Here is a 16,133-nt window from a genome sequence, read left to right as displayed (position 1 = left end):
CGACCCCGTGTCGGACGTGCGGTACCGGGTACGCGGTGCGGACCTTCGACCCTCTGGAGGGAGACATGCAGCGAGGCAGTGACCGGCTGAGCGTCCACCGGGACGACGAGATGAAGCACGAACTGAAGGGGCTGCTCCGGTCCGGCCATCCCACGCGCGTGGAGGAGTGGCACGACCCGGAGCCGGCCGCGGACGACGATCCGGAGGTGTGGAGCGGACCGGTGGGCGGTCTGGGGTCTCCGGCATCGCTGGAGCGGACCCGGCTGGAGCTGGCCCGGCACCTGAGCCGGCACGCCTTCCCGGCGAAGCCGGGCGAGCTGGCCCGGGCGCTGCGCCGGAGCAACGCGCCCGGCGGGCTGATCGACGCGGTGGCCGCGCTGCCCCACGGCGGCCGGTACGAGAACATGCAGCAGCTGGCCGAGGCCGTGGTGGGCGGCGCATGACCCAGGACCAGGCGGCCGACATCGCGCGCGGTGCCACGGTCGACGTGGGGGACGCCACCACGCGGTTTCTGCTGTACGGGCTGCTGCCCGGCTGGTTCGTGCCGGGGCTCGCCGACTGGGCGGTGCACCGGCGGACCCGGATCGAGGACACAACGGGGACGAAGGAGTCCCTGATCCATTCGTTGATGATGGCCGAGGTGGGCCTGCCCATCGCGCTCACCCTGCGCTACGAGGTCAATCCGCTGCTGCTGTCCGTGCAGCTCGGCGCGGCGGCGGTGCACGAGGCGACGGCGCTGTGGGACGTGCGGACCGCCGTCCACAGCGACCGTGAGGTCAAACCCGTCGAGCAGCACATCCACAGTTTTCTGGAGTCGCTGCCGTTCGGCGGGCTGGCCTCGCTGATGTGCCTGCACGCCGATCAGGTGCGGTCGCTGCTGCGCGGGGGGCGCGGGGACCCGGACGCGTGGCGTCTGGTGCCGCGCCGGCGCCCGCTGTCGGCCGGCTACCTGGCGGGCATCGGTCTCGCGATCGGCGCGTGCGTGCTGCTGCCGTACGGCGAGGAGCTGGTGCGCTGCCGGCGGGCGGCCCGAGCGAGGAAGCGCCGGGCCCGGGCCCACCGGGCCACGCTGCGGAAAGTGAAAGGAAGCTGAGCAATCATGCGTATCGCGTTTCTGGTGGCACCCGAGGGCGTCGAGCAGGTCGAGCTGACCGAGCCGTGGCAGGCGGCCTCCGGTGCCGGGCACGAGCCGGTGCTGGTGTCGACCCAGTCCGGGAAGATCCAGGCGTTCAACCACCTCGACAAGGCGGACACGTTCCCCGTGGACGAGGTGGTGGGTGAGGCGTCGGCCGTGTCGTTCGCGGGTCTCGTCCTGCCGGGCGGGGTGGCCAACCCGGACTTCCTGCGGATGGACGAGAAGGCCGTCGCGTTCGTGAAGGACTTCTTCGAGCGGGGCCGTCCGGTCGCCGCGATCTGCCACGCGCCGTGGACGCTGGTGGAGGCGGACGTCGTACGCGGCCGGGTACTGACCTCCTGGCCGAGTCTGCGCACGGACATCCAGAACGCCGGCGGCACCTGGGTGGACGAGCAGGTGAAGATCTGCGACCACGGCTCCAACCAGCTGGTGACCAGCCGCAAGCCGGACGACCTGAAGGCGTTCTGCGACGCGTTCCTGCACGTGTTCGCCGGCGAGGCCGGCTGACCGGACGCGGAGGGTGAGGGGGCCGGCCCGTCAGGGGCCGGCCCTTTCGTGTGGGTGCCTTGTCCGGTCTCGTCCGGTGAGGGTGCCGTCCCGCGGGTGTCCCGGTGGACGGCGTCAGGTGCCGGTCGTGCCCGGAGTCGCCGCCTCGCCGCAGCCGCGCTCACGGGCGCCCTCCCGGGTGCGGGCGGCGCTCACCAGGCGGCGGGGGTTGCGGCGCAGGTACTCGCCCTCCAGCTGCGCCATGCGCTCGTTGTGGGCCCGCAGTGCGTCGTTCGAGCCGTACAGGAGAGTGTCGTGGCGCGTGCGGTGGATCGTCTCCAGCTCCTTCATGAGCTGCTGGTCGTCCAGCCGGCTGGGGTCGACTCCGGTCATGGTGGTGCCCCGCTCGTCGTGTTCGTTCATGGGCTACGGGTACCCGCCCGGCACGCACTGCCCCCGAGCGATTTCCGGGAGGAATCCATGGAGCTCGCGTTCCTGAATCCACTGTACGAACATCCGGGGTCCTGGGCCTCCGCGTACATCGACCTGTCGCAGCACGACGAGGACATGGGACACCGGCGGCACCTGACGGCGGAGGCGGTGGCCCGGCAGCTGCGCGAGCAGGGCGCCGACGAGGCCACCTGCCGGGCGGTGTACGACACGGTGGACGCGCTGCGGCACAGCACGGAGCCGTACGGGCGGGCCGTCTTCGCCCGCAACGGCGAGGTCGTGCTCCAGGTACCGCTGACCCAGGCCCCGCCGCAGGGCCTGGTGCACTGGGGCACCCTGCCGCACGTCACACCGCTGCTGGACCTGGCCGGGGAGGACCCGGTGTCGCTGGTGGCGTACATCGACCGCACCGGTGCCGACTTCGAGCTGCGCAGCGCGGTGCTCCAGGAGGAGGCCGGGCACGTCACGGGCAGCCGGCAGTGGCCGATGCACCGGGCGAAGGCCTCCGACTGGTCCGAGCGGCACTTCCAGCTGAAGGTGGAGAACACCTGGGAGCACAACGCCCGGGAGGTCGCGGACGCCCTCGCGGCCTGCCAGGCCGAGACCGGGGCCGACCTGCTGATCCTGTGCGGGGAGGAGCGTGAGTGCCGGTCCGTGCACGAGCAGCTTCCCCAGCAGCTGCGGGACCGGACCGTGGAGGCCGCGCACGGCATCGGCAGCAGGCTGCTGCCGCGGGAGGTCGAGGACATCCGGGCCCGGCACGTCCGGGAGCGGGTGCTGGCCGAGGTGGACCGGTACCGGGCGGCCCGGACACCCGACGAGGAGCGGCGGGCCGCGGCGATCGAGGGCGTGCCCCAGCTGATCGAGGCGGCGCGCGAGCACCGGCTGGCCGAGCTGCTGATCCGCCCGGACGCGCCGGACACGCACCGCGAGGTGTGGATCGGCGAGGCCCCGGACCAGCTCGCGGCCCGCCGCACGGAGCTGAGGAGCATCGGCGAGCAGCACGCCTGGCCGGCCCGCGCCGATGACGCGCTGGTGCGGGCGGCCGTGGTGACGGACGCGCCGGTCGTCTCGCTGACGCCGGTGCTGGAGGAGACCGGCGACGAGGTCGCGGCGGGCGGCATGGGCGCGCTGCTGCGCTGGAAGTGACGGCCCCGGCGCGGCGGGCGGGTCCGGGTTACCGGGCCCGCTCCACCCGCCGTTCGTCCCAGACCGGTTCCGGTGTCTCGCGGACCCGGCCGTCGGAGCCGAAGACCAGGAAGCGGTCGAAGGAGCGGGCGAACCAGCGGTCGTGGGTGACCGCGAGGACCGTGCCCTGGAACGCCTCCAGACCCTCCTGGAGGGCCTCGGCCGACTCCAGGTCGAGGTTGTCGGTGGGCTCGTCCAGGAGCAGCGCGGTGGCGCCGGCCAGTTCCAGCAGCAGGATCTGGAAGCGGGCCTGCTGTCCGCCGGAGAGCCGGTCGAAGCTCTGTTCGGCCTGCTGGGTGAGCTCGTAGCGGCGCAGCCGGGACATGGCGGCGCCCCGGTCCTGGGCGTGTTCCTTCCAGAGGATGTCGAGGAGGGTGCGGCCCTGGAGCTCGGGGTGGGCGTGGGTCTGGGCGAAGTGGCCGGGCACGACCCGGGCGCCGAGCTTCCACTCCCCCGTGTGGGCGACGTCCTCGCCGGCGAGGAGCCTGAGGAAGTGCGACTTGCCGGAGCCGTTGGAGCCGAGGACGGCGACCCGTTCGCCGTAGAAGACCTCCAGGTCGAACGGCTTCATCAGCCCGGTCAGTTCGAGCCCCGCGCAGGTGACGGCCCGTACGCCGGTGCGGCCGCCCTTCAGCCGCATGGTGATGTCCTGCTCGCGGGGCGGCTCCGGCGGCGGGCCGGCCTCCTCGAACTTGCGCAGGCGGGTCTGGGCGGCCTGGTAGCGGGAGGCCATCTCATGGCTGACGGCAGCTGCCTGACGGAGCGTCAGGACGAGTTTCTTCAGCTGGGCGTGCTTCTCGTCCCAGCGGCGGCGCAGCTCCTCGAAGCGGGCGAAGCGTTCGCGGCGGGCCTCGTGGTAGGTGGCGAAGCCGCCGCCGTGCACCCAGGCGTCGGCGCCGGCCGGGCCCGGTTCGACGGAGACGATCTTCTCGGCGGCGCGGGCGAGGAGTTCGCGGTCGTGGGAGACGAACAGGACCGTCTTCCGGGTCTCCTTGAGCTGTTCCTCCAGCCACCGCTTGCCGGGCACGTCGAGGTAGTTGTCCGGCTCGTCCAGCAGCAGCACCTCGTCGGTGCCGCGCAGCAGCGCCTCCAGCACGAGCCGCTTCTGCTCACCGCCGGAGAGGGTGCGCACCTGCCGCCACTGGGCGCGTTCGTAGGGCACGCCGAGGGCGGCGGTGGTGCACATGTCCCACAGGGTCTCGGCCTCGTAGCCGCGCACCTCGGCCCAGTCGGCGAGGGCCTGCGCGTACCGGAGCTGGGCCGCCTCGTCGTCGACGGTCATGATGGCGTGCTCGGCCTCGTCGACCGCCTTCGCCGCCTCGCGGATGCGGGGCGGGGCGACGGAGACGAGGAGGTCGCGCACGGTCGTCTCGTCCCGTACGGAGCCGACGAACTGGCGCATGACGCCGAGGCCGCCGCTGACGGTCACACTGCCGCCGTGCGGTTTCAGCTCGCCGGAGATCAGCCGCAGCAACGTGGTCTTGCCCGCGCCGTTCGGGCCGACCAGGGCGACGGCGGCCCCTTCGCCCACCCGGAAGGACACATCGCCGAGCAGCGCCCTCCCGTCGGGGAGGTAGTACTCCAGGTGCGCGGCTTCCAGATGTCCCATGGCCAGGCATTCTCCGAGCCACCCCACGCCCGGGGCAAACCGTTATCCGCAACCCTGGCCCCGCGGCCCCGACGGGGAACGGCACGAGCGGGCCCGCCGGGGGGCACCGGCCGACGCCGGGGGCCACGACCGGACGACCTCCTGGCGCCGGGCATGGCCAGAGGTGAGGGCCGACGTGGGGGGCACGGCCCGACATCCTCCTGGCGCCGGGCCCGGCCAGAGGTACGGGCCGACGGAGGGCGCCACGGTCCGACGACCTCCTGGCGCCGGGCATGGCAAGGCGTACGGGCCGACGCGGGAGCCACGGCCCCACGCCCCCCCCTGGCGCCGGGCATGACTGAAGGTGCGGGTCATGTGCGCCGGACGCCGGGCAGACGCATCCGGGTTCTCCCCCGTACCGGGCCGGTTGCCGGGGTGCGGGACAAGAAACGGGCCCTTCCGGGTAACCGCACCCCATGAGCCCAGACGTGGACCTGACTGCCCCCGCGACCGCCGCCCGCGCCCCGCTGCGCACGCTGCTCGACCTCGACGGCCGCCTGTTCAACGCCGCCGCCGCCTGGCACTGGCCCGGCGCCGAACGCGTCCTGCCCCGCCTGAGCCGCGGCGCGAACCACGGGGTGCTGTGGTTCGCGACGGCCGCCGCGATGGCCGCGAGCCGTACGCCCCGGGCCCGCCGGGCGGCGGCCCGCGGGCTGGTCTCGCTCGGCCTGGCCTCGCTGACGATCAACACGCTCGGCAAGCGCTCGGTACGCCGGGCCCGGCCGGTGCTGGACCCGGTGCCGCTGGTGCGGCAGCTCAAGCGGCAGCCGATCACCACGTCCTTCCCCTCCGGCCACGCGGCGTCCGCCGCCGCCTTCGCGACCGGTGTCGCCCTGGAATCCCCGGCGTGGGGCGCGGCGGTGGCACCGGTGGCGTTCTCGGTGGCGGCGTCCCGCGTGTACACGGGGGTGCACTTCCCGAGCGACGTACTGGCCGGGGCGGCACTCGGCGCGGGCGCCGCCTTCCTCGTACGGCGTCTGGTGCCGACCCGCTCGCAGATCCAGCGGCCCGCCCGGCCGCGCGCCGCGGTCCCCGCGCTGCCCGAGGGCGACGGCCTGGTGATGGTCGCCAACCGGGCGTCGGGGACGGCTGACCGGGTGCGGGCGCTGCACGACGCGCTGCCGCGGGCGGAGATCGTCGAGTGCGCGCCCGAGGAGGTCGGGGACGAGCTGGAGAAGGCGGCGGCCCGGGCCCGGGTGCTCGGGGTGTGCGGGGGCGACGGCACGGTGAACGCGGCCGCCGTGGTCGCGCTGCGGCACGGGCTGCCGCTCGCGGTACTGCCGGGCGGCACCCTCAACCACTTCGCCTACGACCTGGGCGTGGAGGACGAACGCCAGCTGGCCCAGGCAGTCCGGTACGGCGAGGCGGTCCGGGTGGACGCGGTCCGGTTCACCACCCGGGAGGCGCGGGGGCTGTTCCTGAACACGCTGAGCCTGGGCGTGTACCCGGAGCTGGTGCGCGCGCGGGACAGCTGGTCGAACCGGATCGGCGGCTGGCCGGCCGGGGTGCTCGGCGCGCTCCGCGTGCTGCGCGCGGGCCGGCACCCGCTGGAGGTGGAGCTGGGCGGCGAGCGGCGACCCCTGTGGCTGCTGTTCGTCGGCAACGGCGTCTACCACCGCATGGGCCTCACACCGGGCCGCCGCACCGACCTGGCCGACGGCCTGCTGGACGTGCGGGTGGTGCACGGCAACGGCAGGCCCGCGCTGCGGCTGCTCACGGCGGCGGTCGCCGGTCCGCTGACCCGCTCGCCCGGGCACGCCGCGGTCCAGGTGAACCGGCTGCGGCTGACCGGCATCGCCCCGGGCACCCCGCTGGCGTACGACGGTGAGGTGACGGCCGTGTCGGGCGAGATGACCCTGGAGAAGCTCCCGGAGGCACTGACGGTCTACCGCCCTCTCCCGGACACCCGTTGAGGCACGCGAGACCGCCCGCAAGTCCACATAATGAAACCCGGGTCTCATCATTCGGCACACCCGCGTACGGTTGAGCCGTACCGGCGGACGGGTCCGGCCGGTCCGCCGACGAGGGTGAAGGGGTTCAGCCATGCCGAAAGCGCAGGAGACCGCCGTCTACACGCACGGGCACCACGAGTCCGTGCTGCGTTCGCACACCTGGCGGACCGCCGCCAACTCCGCGGCCTATCTGCTCGGCGTGCTGAAGCCCCACATGAGGATCCTGGACATCGGCTGCGGCCCCGGGACCATCACCGCCGACCTGGCGGAACTGGTCCCCGACGGCCGGGTCACCGGCGTCGACCGGGCACCCGGCGTCCTGGAGCAGGCCCGGGCCACCGCGGCCGACCGCGGTCTGACGAACGTCGACTTCGCGGTGGCCGACGTCCACGCCCTGGACTACCCGGACGACACCTTCTGCGTGGTCCACGCCCACCAGGTGCTCCAGCACGTCGGCGACCCCGTGCGGGCGTTGCGCGAGATGCGCCGGGTGACGAAGCCGGGCGGGTTCATCGCCGTACGGGACGCGGACTACGCGGCGATGACCTGGTATCCGGCGGTGCCCGGCCTGGACGACTGGCTGGACCTGTACGAGCGGGTGGCCCGGGCCAACGGCGGCGAACCCGATGCCGGGCGCCGGCTGGCGGCCTGGGCGCGGGCGGCGGGCCTGCGGGACGTCACGGCCGGCTCCAGCACCTGGACGTTCGCCACGCCCGAGGAGCGGGCCTGGTGGAGCGGGCTGTGGGCGGACCGCACCCTCGCCTCCGACTATGCCGACCGGGCCACGCGCGGAGGTCACGCGACGGCGGAGCGGTTGCGGGCCGTGTCGGAGGCCTGGCGGTACTGGGGCCGACGGGAGGACGGCTGGTTCGCCGTCCTGCACGGGGAAATCCTGTGCCGGAAAGAAGCCTGATTCGCGAATTCCGGGAAACACGCGCCCGCAGGAGGTTCACCTTCACATCATGGTTCCCATGTGAGCGGCCCACCGCGCTGAATCCACCGCACTAGTGCCCATCGCGCGGAAGCAGCGGTCCGAGCGGCCCGAGGTCCAGGTTGAGGTCCTCGGGCCGCAGGCCGTACCGGTCCCGCAGCTCGGCCATCCGATCCTCCAGGAGCATCAGGGTCAGCCCGATCCGCTCCTCCTGCTCCTCGGTCAGCTCCCCGGTGTCGAAGCGGCGAACAGCCTGCCGCTCCATCAGCTGGCGCAGCAGCTCCACCACGGTGAGCACGAGTTTCACCAGGTCGCGTTCGACCGTGTCGGGTTCCAGGTCGAGCCGGTTGCGGCGCTGCCGCGCGGTCATAGGAGCTCCTCGAAGGGCGAGGGGACCTGCTGGTTCACGGAACTGATCAGCGCGTTCAGGTCGATGCGGACGAGATCGACGTCCGCGATGCGCAGGGTGATGTCGCCGGTGATGACGACTCCGCCGGCCAGCAGCCGGTCCAGGAGGTCGACCAGCGCGATCTCGCGGCGTTCGACTACGGTCACCGGCCCTCCCCCGATTTCACACCCGGTTCCGCTGCCGATTCCTCACCGGAAAAGGAGTACGCGGCCCACGGACCGGTGAGTTCCACCCGGATTCCGGGCGCCTCGTCCTTGGTCCGGTCGACCAGTTCCACGAATTCCTCGGAATGCGCCCGGGGCACCAGATAGGCAGCGTTGAGCACATTTCGTCCCGGCGTTCCGGAGAGCGCGGAATTCTGTGGGGGATGCATCCGGAAATCCTCGGCGCGCTCGGCGAGGCGCTCGTGCAGGGAGTGGGCGAACCGCTCGGCCCGCTGCCACTTCTCCTCCTGCGCGTGGCTGTGCTGGCGCCGCCGGCGCAGATAGTCCCGCCCGCTGACCGGCCGGGCCGCCGCGGCGGGCTCGGGCTCCGGCTCGGCGGGCTCGGGTTCCAGGTACACCTTCACGCCCCACTCCACCCGACCGTGCAGCCGGTCGAGCAGGCGCCGGAAGTCCTCTTCACGGGCCTCGATCATCATGCGGACGGCGCTGTCGTCGCGGAAGACGGTCGCGAGCCGCAGCGGCAGCGGGGTGGTGACCGTGGTGAGCGCGTCGACCACTCCCTGGTGGGCACGGGCGGTCGAGGCCAGCCAGTCCAGGTCCTCCAGGTGGGCCTTCAGCGCGTCCTCGCAGAAGTCGGCCTCGGGGACCGTACTGACCACCGCGACGAGCCCGTGATGGTGCAGCAGCGCCGGCGGGGCGCCGCCCACGCCCCGCAACTCGGCCTGCAAGGGCGTCCCGAAGGAGCGGCAGACGGCGTACACGTACCGCAGTCCTGTCGTCATGGTGCCTCCTTCGGGGCGCGGCCCGACTCCAGTTCCTCCAGCCGGGCGAGCCGTTCTCGCAGCTCGGCGTTCTCCCGGGTGAGCTCGTCACGCCGGGCCCGGGAGGAGAGGGCCGGGTCGCTCTCCCACCAGTCGATGCCCATCTCCTTGGCCTTGTCGACCGAGGCGACGATGAGGCGCAGCTTGACGGTGAGCAGTTCGATGTCGAGCAGGTTGATCCTGATGTCCCCCGCGATGACGACACCCTTGTCGAGTACACGCTCCAGGATGTCCGCGAGGTTCGCCCCCGAGCCCTGGCCATAGGGCTCGGGAAAGCGGCTGGGTGTCGTCATCGACGGCTCCCGCGCTCGGCGAACTCAGGCTCCTCTTCCTCGTACTCGCCTTCCTCGCCTTCCTCGCCTTCCTCGTCCTCCTCGTCCTCAGCGGGCTCCTCGGCCTCGTTCTCGTACGAGTCCTCCTCGCCCTCCTCGTCGCCTTCCTCGTTCTCGTCCTCGTACTCGCCCTCGTAGGGCTCCTCTTCTTCCTCCTCCTCTTCCTCCTCTTCCGAGCCCTCGCGGCCCTCGGGCTCCTCCCCCTCTTCCTCCTCTTCCTCCTCTTCAGGGCCCTCCCGGCCCTCAGGCTCCTCTTCCCCCTCTTCTTCCTCTTCTTCCTCGTCCTCTGCCCGGGGCTCCTCCTCCTCCGCGAGGGCGTCCTCGTGGCTGCGGACCACCTCGCCGTCGCGGATCTCGCCGCGCCAGCTGTCCTCCGCCTCTCCCTTGAGGGTGATGAAGCGGGCGAAGTTCTTCAGGTCCAGCCTGGCCCGGCGGCCCTGGGCGCGCCAGATGTTGCCGGTCTTCTCGAAAAGGCCGGTGGGGTAGTACTCGATGACCAGCAGGACCCGGGTGAGGTTCTCCTCCAGCCGGTGGAAGGAGACCACGCCCTTGGTGGTGCCCTTGGCGCCCTCCGAGGTCCACTGGATGCGGTAGTCGGGGATCTGCTCGGTCGTCTTCGCCTTCCAGCTGCGACTGGACCAGAAGATCTTCGCCTGCCAGTCGGAGTGGGTGTCGTCGGCGCGGTTGGCGCTCTTGACACCCTTGGCGAAGGCAGAGAAGGACTGGTACTGGGTCCACTGGTCGTAGGCGGTGCGCAGCGGTACACCGACGTCGACTGACTCGATGATGACGGTGGGCTTCTTGCCCGCGCCGCCCTTCTTGCCCTTGCTGCCGCCGAGGCCGCGCAAGGTGCCGAGCACCTTGTCCTTGGCGTGGGAAGCGCCCAGCTCCAGCGCGGAGCGCAGCGGTCCCTTGCCCTGGGCGAGCTTGCGCCCGCCCTCCAGCGCCAGTTTGGCGAAGCCCGGGCTCTTGCCCTCGGCGATGTCGTTCAGCTTGCCGGTGGTCTGGCCCAGCTTGCGGCCGAGCCCGACCAGCATCCGCTGGCCCTGTGCGCTCAGATACTCCTGGGCCTCTTCCTTCAGCCGGCCGGCTGCCTCGCTGTGGGCGAGGCCGGCCAACGGGGCCGCTATACCATCCGTGGCCTGTCCGGCCTTGGAGGTCGCTCTTCCGAGGGTCTCGGTCATCGGTCATCGCCGCCCTTCGACTGCCGGGAGACGGCGCTCCGGGCGGCACCGCCGACCGCCGCCGTCTTCTTCGCGGCCGTCTCGCGTGCCGCGTCCGTCTTCTTGGCCGCGGTCTTCTTGGCCGGGGCCTTGTCGGCTGCCGTCCCACCGGGAGCCTTCTTCGCCGGAGCCTTCTTCACCGGCTTCTTGCCCGTCCGCTTCCGGGGCGCCTCGTCCGCGTCACCCCGGTCCTCCCCGTTGGAGGGTGTCTCACCCCGCGTCTCCTCCTGTTCCTCCTGCTCCTCGTCCTCGCTCTCTTCCCGCTCCTCGTCGGAGCCGGTCGGCACGACTCCGGACAGCTGCTCGCGTACCTGCGACGTACGACCGTGCAGCCGGTCGGCGAGCGAGTTCATCTGCCGCTCGACCATCGCACCGGAGGCGGCCTTGCCGACGCCGCGCAGATCCTGGCGCAGCTGGTCGCCGATCTCCTTGAACTGCGGATTGTTCTTCAGCTGCTGGTTCACCAACTCCGCGAGCATCTTCGGGCTGAGATTGAGCTTCTTTCCGGCCACGGCGGAGCCGATCGCGAGCGCCATCTTCAGCTTCTTGGTGCGTCCGAGCAGATATCCGGCCCCTACGGCGAGGCCCAGTGCGGTTCGGTTCATGGTCACGTCCCAGTGCCTGTCGTGTCCCCGTGATGCAGGGCGATCTCCAGCCGGTCGAGCAGTTCGTCCTCGCGCCGGTCGAACTCCTCCTCGGTGATCTCGCCCGCCTGAAGCTGCTCCTCAAGGCGGGCCAGCTCGGCCCGGACGGTGGCCGGGTCGTAGTAGATCCGCTCCGCCTCCCGGAGCACCTGCCGAATCGCCCACGCGCTGCCGCGCGCCGGTGCGAAGGGCAGCAGCAGCACCTCCGAGATCAGTCCCACGGATCTCCTCCTTCCGTCCGGGCCCCGGCCGCTATGACGCTCCGGCGTCTGCGCCGGCCGTGGCGCCCGCGGACGCGGTCGGGCCGGGTTCGACGAAGCTGTACGGCGGCAGCGGGCCGTTGACCCGCAGTTCGAGATGGGCATGGCTCTTGCGCACCCGCTCGGCGGCGGCCAGGAAGTCCTCGGCCGAGTCGCGGGACACCAGGAACGAGACGTTGAGCAGCCAGCCGGTGGACTCGGGGCCCACGCTGACCGCCGCAGCACACGGCTGGAGCAGGCGCTGCACCTCGGCGGCGTCCTCGGCCTCCTTGGCCTTGACGGCGCCGGCGACCATCTCGCCGAGGCGGATCCGGTCGTCGTAGCTGCCGCCGCCCGCCTGCCGGTTGGCCTCCGCGAGGGCGCGGAGCTCCGCGTTCTCGGCCATCACGCGGTGCAGGACGGCCTCCTCGATGTGGGTGGCCTTGACGTTGTACTCGACCTTGCCCTCCAGCTCGCGCAGCCGCTCCAGGTAGTGCTCGGCCCGCTCGGTCAGCACCGACGTGACGGTGTCGTCGTCGGGCGAGACGCTGCCGAAGCGCATGGGCAGCACACAGCCGGCCGCGCCCGCCTCGGCGAGCACGTTCTGGTGCGCGAGGAGGTCCCGGCGCTTGGGGCGCAGGCCCTCCGGGGCGTCGCTGACGACGGCGGCGAGCTCTCCCGCGGTGAGGACCCGGACGGACCGGGGCGGTTCACCCACTCCGGTCATCCCCTCGGGGAGCGCCGGGTGCGAGCGCGCGGTGATGCCGTAGACGTACGTGCTCACTCCTCTTCCTCCTTCCGGCGGGCCGCGGTCTTACGGGGACGCCGGGGCTCGGCCTCGCCTTCCTCCCGCGCCTGCTTGAACGCCTCGGATATGGTCTGGGCGGCGCCGGACAGCGCGCCCTTGGACTTGCCGCGGGCTCCGCTCTCGGTGATCTCGCCGACGAGATCGGGCAGTCCGGGGGCCTTGCGGGGCCCTGCCTCCAGGTCGAGGCGGTTGCAGGCCTCGGCGAAGCGCAGATAGGTGTCGACGCTGGCCACGACGACCCGGACGTCGATCTTCAGGATTTCGATGCCGACCAGGGAGACCCGTACGAACGCGTCGATGACGAGTCCCCGGTCGAGAACCAGCTCCAGGACGTCGTAGAGGCCGCTGCTGCCGCCTCCGCCGCCGGACTGCTGTGCCGGGACAACGGTCATGCCGGCCGCTCCTCCTCGTGAGATTGGTGGATGGTCGGGGCCACGCCGGGTGCGTGGCCGCCGGACGCGGGGGCCTAGCCGCCGGATCGGCGTGCGTCGGCCCGCCCGCGCTCGTATCGGCGAACGCGCCGGTAGCCGGTGAGCTGACCCTCGGGGTCCAGGTCGACCTGGTAGCTCGCCATCAGGCTCATGGTGTCCGGGACCCGTGCGAGTTCCATCACCTCGACCTCCAGCGACCAGCCGTCCTCGGTCTGCACGAAGGAGGACACGGTCTCCGGGACGAGTCCCGTCAGTTCGGCGAGCTGGCTGCGCGCCTCGCGCAGCACCTCCATCAGGGTCGGCCGCCGGTCTTCCGTCTCGTTCTGTGGGGTGTCGTGCGTCTGATCGGTGTTGTCCGACTTCTGGGATTTCTGTGAATTCTGTGACTGTGATGTGCTGTGTGTGTTCGACATGGCCACCTCTTCCTGCGGGTGGCCCCTCATTCCTTGGCCAAACCTTCAGGAACGGATGTCGGCGAGACGGCGCCGGGCGGGGCCCAGGGAGCGCCCGCGGGCCGGCAGCCCGGCCCACGGGTCGGTGCGGGCCTGGTCGACGGCGTCGGCGAGGGTCCAGCGGCGGGCGTCGAGACCGGGGTCGTCGAGCTGCTCCCAGGTGAGGGGGACGGCGACCGGGGCACCGGGGCGGGCGCGGACGCTGAAGGGCGCGACGGCGGTCTGGGCGTACCCGTTGCGCTGCACGTCGAGGTAGAGGCGGTCGCCGCGTTCCTGTTTGCGGGCGGCGGTGGTGAGCCGGTCCGGGTGCCGTGCCGCGGCGAGTTCGGCGACCTCGTGCGCGAACTCCCGTACGCCGTCGAAGTCCTGGCGGCCGTCGAGCGGGACGACGAGGTGCAGTCCGCGCGAGCCCGTGGTCATCGGGGCGGCGGGCAGGCCGAGTTCGTCCAGCAGTCCGCGCAGCCGGCCGGCGGCCTCGCGGACGGCGCCGAAGTCGTCCCCGGGGGGATCGAGGTCGAAGACGAGCCGGTCGGGGTGGTCGAGGCCGCCCGCCCGGTCGGTGCGCGAGAGCCAGCGGTGCAGGGTGAGGCAGGCCTGGTCGGCGAGGTACAGGAGCGTCGCGGTGTCGTCGCAGACGACGTGCGTGACCGTGCCGCCCTCCTTGGCGACCTCGGCCCGGGTGATCCACTCCGGGTAGTGCTCCGGGGTGTTCTTCTGCATGAACCGCTGGCCGTCGAGGCCGTCGGGATAGCGTTCCAGCATCAGCGGACGGCCCCGCAGGTGCGGCAGCAGGTACGGCGCGACGGACCGGTAGTAGTCGGCGAGGTCGCCCTTGGTGTACTCCTTCGCGCCCCCGTCGCCGGGGAAGAGCACCTTCCCCGGCCGCTTGATCTCCACCGTGCGGTGGCCCGCGCGCAGGGTCCGCGCGTCGTCGGGGCTCATCGCACGACCGCCTCCTCGACCAGCATCCTGGCCGCCGCCGTGATGCCCAGGGCGTCGATGCCGGCCGCGTACAACTGCTCGTCGGGCGCGGCCGAGCCCGGCATGGTGCGCACCGCGAGCCGGACCAGACGGGGCACCGGCCTGCCGTCGCCGAACACCTCCGCGACGGCGTCGCCGAGGCCGCCCTCCGGGTGGTGGTCCTCCACCGTGAGCAGGCAGCCGGTCTCCTCGGCGGCCCGGTGCAGGGTCTCGGCGTCGACGGGCTTGACCGAGTACAGGTCGATCACCCTGACCCGGATGCCGTCCGCGGCGAGCCGGTCGGCGGCGGCCAGCGCCTCGGGCACGGTCACCCCGGCGGCCACGACGGTCAGCCGGTCCTCCTCACTGGCGCGCAGCGTCTTGCTGCCGCCGACCGGGAACTCCTCGTCGGGGCCGTAGATCACCGGTGTCTTGCCGCGGGAGGTGCGCAGGTAGCGGATGCCGTCGAGGCCGGCCATGGCCGCGACGAGCCGGGCGGTCTGGTTGGCGTCGCACGGGTACAGCACCGTGGAGCCGTACACGGACCGGAACATCGCCAGGTCCTCCAGGCCCATCTGGGACGGCCCGTCCTGCCCGATCGCGACGCCCGCGTGCGAACCGACCAGGTTGATCCCGGAGCCGCTGATCGACGCCATGCGCACGAAGTCGTGGGCGCGGGTCAGGAACGCCGCGAACGTGGAGGCGTACGGCACCCAGCCGCGCGCGGCCATGCCGACGGCCGTGGCGACGAGCTGCTGCTCGGCGATGTAGCACTCGAAGAACCGGTCGGGGTGCGCCTTGCCGAACTCCTCGGTGCGGGTGGAGTCGCCGACCTCGCCGTCCAGGGCGACGACGTCGCCGCGGGCGGTGCCGAGCGCGGCGAGGGCCTTGCCGAAGGCGTCCCGCGTCGCGGCCTCCTCGCCCAGCTCGAAGCGCGGCAACTGCACCACCTCGGTGGTGAGCGAGCGCAGCGCGGCGGCGGCCTGCGGCTCGGACACGCGGACGTGCAGCGAGCGCGGCCCGCCGAGTTCGGCGATGGCGTCCTCGGCCTCGGGCAGCGGCTTGCCGTGCAGGCCCTCGCGGTCCTCGACGGCGGCCACGCCCTTGCCCTTCAGGGTGCGGGCGAGGATCACGGTGGGCTGCCCGGTGGTGGACAGCGCCTCCCCGTAGGCCCGGTCGATCGCGTCGACGTCATGGCCGTCGATCTCGATGGTGTGCCAGTCGAAGGCCTGGAAGCGTCGGGCGTAGGCGTCCAGGTCGTGGCCGTGCCGGGTGGGGCCGCGCTGGCCGAGCCGGTTGACGTCCACGACGGCGACGAGGTTGTCCAGGTTCTCGTAGCCGGCGTGTTCGGCGGCCTCCCACACCGAGCCCTCCGCCAGTTCGCTGTCGCCGCACAGCACCCACACCCGGTAGTCGGTGCGGTCCAGCCGTTTCCCGGCGAGCGCGATGCCGACCCCGACCGGCAGGCCCTGGCCGAGCGAGCCGGTGGCCGTCTCCACCCAGGGCAGCCGCCGGGGCGTCGGATGGCCCTCCAAGCGGCTGCCGAGCTTGCGGAAGGTCACCAGCTCGCCGTCCTCGATCGCGCCGACCGCCTTGTACGCGGCGTACAGCAGCGGTGAGGCGTGTCCCTTGGACAGCACGAAGCGGTCGTTCGCGGGGTGCTCGGGGCGCTCGAAGTCGTAGCGCATGTGGTTCGCGAGCAGGACGGCCAGCAGATCGGCGGCGGACATCGAGGACGTGGGGTGTCCGGATCCCGCGGCGGCGGACGCCCGCACGCTGTCCACGCGCAACTGCTGTCCCAGTTCGACGAGTTCGTCGGTGTTCATGAGTCTCCTCGGTCTCGTTGCGCCCGGTCGCGGT

At 72.4% G+C, this 16,133-nt stretch carries 20 protein-coding genes; 6 read left to right on the top strand and 14 right to left on the bottom strand.

All coding sequences use genetic code 11. The features are described from left to right. Positions 1-65: 65 nt before the first annotated feature. From ACH4LD_RS23200 to ACH4LD_RS23190, 3 genes are read left to right on the top strand one after another with little or no spacing between them, the layout of a single operon-like run. Positions 66-443: a DUF2795 domain-containing protein gene (locus ACH4LD_RS23200; protein WP_103813378.1), complete on the top strand. Its 378-nt coding sequence runs from the start codon at positions 66-68 to the stop codon at positions 441-443. Continuing rightward, positions 440-1,093, top strand: coding sequence for a diguanylate cyclase (locus tag ACH4LD_RS23195; protein WP_132782732.1), 654 nt, complete (start codon positions 440-442; stop codon positions 1,091-1,093). The genes ACH4LD_RS23200 and ACH4LD_RS23195 overlap by 4 nt, the downstream gene beginning before the upstream one ends. Before the next feature lie 6 nt (positions 1,094-1,099). Then, the gene (locus ACH4LD_RS23190; RefSeq protein ID WP_132782733.1) at positions 1,100-1,642 is read left to right on the top strand and encodes a type 1 glutamine amidotransferase domain-containing protein; all 543 of its coding nucleotides are present in this window, start codon (positions 1,100-1,102) and stop codon (positions 1,640-1,642) included. A 114-nt stretch (positions 1,643-1,756) separates the two neighbouring features. Here ACH4LD_RS23190 and ACH4LD_RS23185 read toward each other — a convergent pair whose 3' ends face one another. Further along, on the bottom strand, positions 1,757-2,044 hold the full coding sequence (locus tag ACH4LD_RS23185; RefSeq protein ID WP_103813381.1) for a DUF6158 family protein: 288 nt from the start codon (positions 2,042-2,044) through the stop codon (positions 1,757-1,759). 57 nt (positions 2,045-2,101) lie between these two features. Between ACH4LD_RS23185 and ACH4LD_RS23180 the strand changes: the two genes are divergently transcribed. Continuing rightward, positions 2,102-3,220 (top strand): Vms1/Ankzf1 family peptidyl-tRNA hydrolase, encoded by a 1,119-nt coding sequence (locus ACH4LD_RS23180; protein ID WP_398053660.1) that lies wholly within the window; start codon positions 2,102-2,104, stop codon positions 3,218-3,220. A gap of 28 nt (positions 3,221-3,248) precedes the next feature. Here ACH4LD_RS23180 and ACH4LD_RS23175 read toward each other — a convergent pair whose 3' ends face one another. Continuing rightward, the gene (locus tag ACH4LD_RS23175) at positions 3,249-4,868 is read right to left on the bottom strand and encodes an ABC-F family ATP-binding cassette domain-containing protein (protein ID WP_398053659.1); all 1,620 of its coding nucleotides are present in this window, start codon (positions 4,866-4,868) and stop codon (positions 3,249-3,251) included. Positions 4,869-5,323: 455 nt separating this feature from the next. On the opposite strand from ACH4LD_RS23175, the gene ACH4LD_RS23170 reads away from it, so the two are divergent. Continuing rightward, on the top strand, positions 5,324-6,820 hold the full coding sequence (locus ACH4LD_RS23170; protein WP_398053658.1) for a bifunctional phosphatase PAP2/diacylglycerol kinase family protein: 1,497 nt from the start codon (positions 5,324-5,326) through the stop codon (positions 6,818-6,820). Between the two features lie 130 nt (positions 6,821-6,950). Then, positions 6,951-7,772, top strand: coding sequence for a class I SAM-dependent methyltransferase (locus ACH4LD_RS23165; RefSeq protein ID WP_398053657.1), 822 nt, complete (start codon positions 6,951-6,953; stop codon positions 7,770-7,772). A gap of 91 nt (positions 7,773-7,863) precedes the next feature. Here ACH4LD_RS23165 and ACH4LD_RS23160 read toward each other — a convergent pair whose 3' ends face one another. From ACH4LD_RS23160 to ACH4LD_RS23105, 12 genes are all read right to left on the bottom strand, one after another. Continuing rightward, positions 7,864-8,160 carry a gas vesicle protein K gene (locus ACH4LD_RS23160; RefSeq protein ID WP_398053656.1) on the bottom strand — a complete coding sequence of 99 codons (297 nt, stop codon included), beginning with the start codon at positions 8,158-8,160 and terminating at the stop codon, positions 7,864-7,866. Next, complete coding sequence (locus ACH4LD_RS23155; protein ID WP_014676017.1) at positions 8,157-8,345, bottom strand: gas vesicle protein; 189 nt, start codon at positions 8,343-8,345, stop codon at positions 8,157-8,159. Before ACH4LD_RS23155 ends, ACH4LD_RS23160 begins: the two co-directional genes overlap by 4 nt. Further along, the gene (locus ACH4LD_RS23150; protein WP_132782739.1) at positions 8,342-9,145 is read right to left on the bottom strand and encodes a GvpL/GvpF family gas vesicle protein; all 804 of its coding nucleotides are present in this window, start codon (positions 9,143-9,145) and stop codon (positions 8,342-8,344) included. The genes ACH4LD_RS23155 and ACH4LD_RS23150 overlap by 4 nt, the downstream gene beginning before the upstream one ends. Then, positions 9,142-9,477, bottom strand: a complete 336-nt coding sequence (locus tag ACH4LD_RS23145; RefSeq protein ID WP_031025541.1) for a gas vesicle protein — start codon at positions 9,475-9,477, stop codon at positions 9,142-9,144. Before ACH4LD_RS23145 ends, ACH4LD_RS23150 begins: the two co-directional genes overlap by 4 nt. After that, positions 9,474-10,700: an SRPBCC family protein gene (locus ACH4LD_RS23140; protein WP_132782740.1), complete on the bottom strand. Its 1,227-nt coding sequence runs from the start codon at positions 10,698-10,700 to the stop codon at positions 9,474-9,476. The genes ACH4LD_RS23145 and ACH4LD_RS23140 overlap by 4 nt, the downstream gene beginning before the upstream one ends. Then, entirely contained in the window at positions 10,697-11,344 is a 648-nt protein-coding gene (locus tag ACH4LD_RS23135) for a DNA primase (RefSeq protein WP_207928176.1), read from the bottom strand. The genes ACH4LD_RS23140 and ACH4LD_RS23135 overlap by 4 nt, the downstream gene beginning before the upstream one ends. 2 nt (positions 11,345-11,346) lie before the next feature. Continuing rightward, positions 11,347-11,604 (bottom strand): gas vesicle protein GvpG, encoded by a 258-nt coding sequence (locus ACH4LD_RS23130; RefSeq protein ID WP_132782742.1) that lies wholly within the window; start codon positions 11,602-11,604, stop codon positions 11,347-11,349. Positions 11,605-11,635: 31 nt separating this feature from the next. Next, positions 11,636-12,406 (bottom strand): GvpL/GvpF family gas vesicle protein, encoded by a 771-nt coding sequence (locus tag ACH4LD_RS23125; protein WP_398053655.1) that lies wholly within the window; start codon positions 12,404-12,406, stop codon positions 11,636-11,638. Beyond that, a complete protein-coding gene (locus tag ACH4LD_RS23120; protein ID WP_132782744.1) occupies positions 12,403-12,822 on the bottom strand; it encodes a gas vesicle structural protein GvpA in 420 nt (139 codons plus the stop codon). Before ACH4LD_RS23120 ends, ACH4LD_RS23125 begins: the two co-directional genes overlap by 4 nt. Before the next feature lie 74 nt (positions 12,823-12,896). Then, positions 12,897-13,274, bottom strand: coding sequence for a gas vesicle protein (locus tag ACH4LD_RS23115; protein ID WP_132782745.1), 378 nt, complete (start codon positions 13,272-13,274; stop codon positions 12,897-12,899). 45 nt (positions 13,275-13,319) lie between these two features. Continuing rightward, entirely contained in the window at positions 13,320-14,255 is a 936-nt protein-coding gene (gene ligD, locus ACH4LD_RS23110) for a non-homologous end-joining DNA ligase (RefSeq protein WP_398053654.1), read from the bottom strand. Further along, positions 14,252-16,099 (bottom strand): transketolase, encoded by a 1,848-nt coding sequence (locus tag ACH4LD_RS23105; RefSeq protein ID WP_132782747.1) that lies wholly within the window; start codon positions 16,097-16,099, stop codon positions 14,252-14,254. Before ACH4LD_RS23105 ends, ligD begins: the two co-directional genes overlap by 4 nt. Between the last annotated feature and the right edge of the window lie 34 nt (positions 16,100-16,133).

Origin of the sequence: Streptomyces sp. NPDC017676 (assembly GCF_044329325.1) — a bacterium.
Taxonomy (GTDB): Bacteria; Actinomycetota; Actinomycetes; order Streptomycetales; family Streptomycetaceae; genus Streptomyces.
Note: the sequence above shows the minus strand (reverse complement) of the source record. Positions and strands in the feature narration are given on the sequence as shown.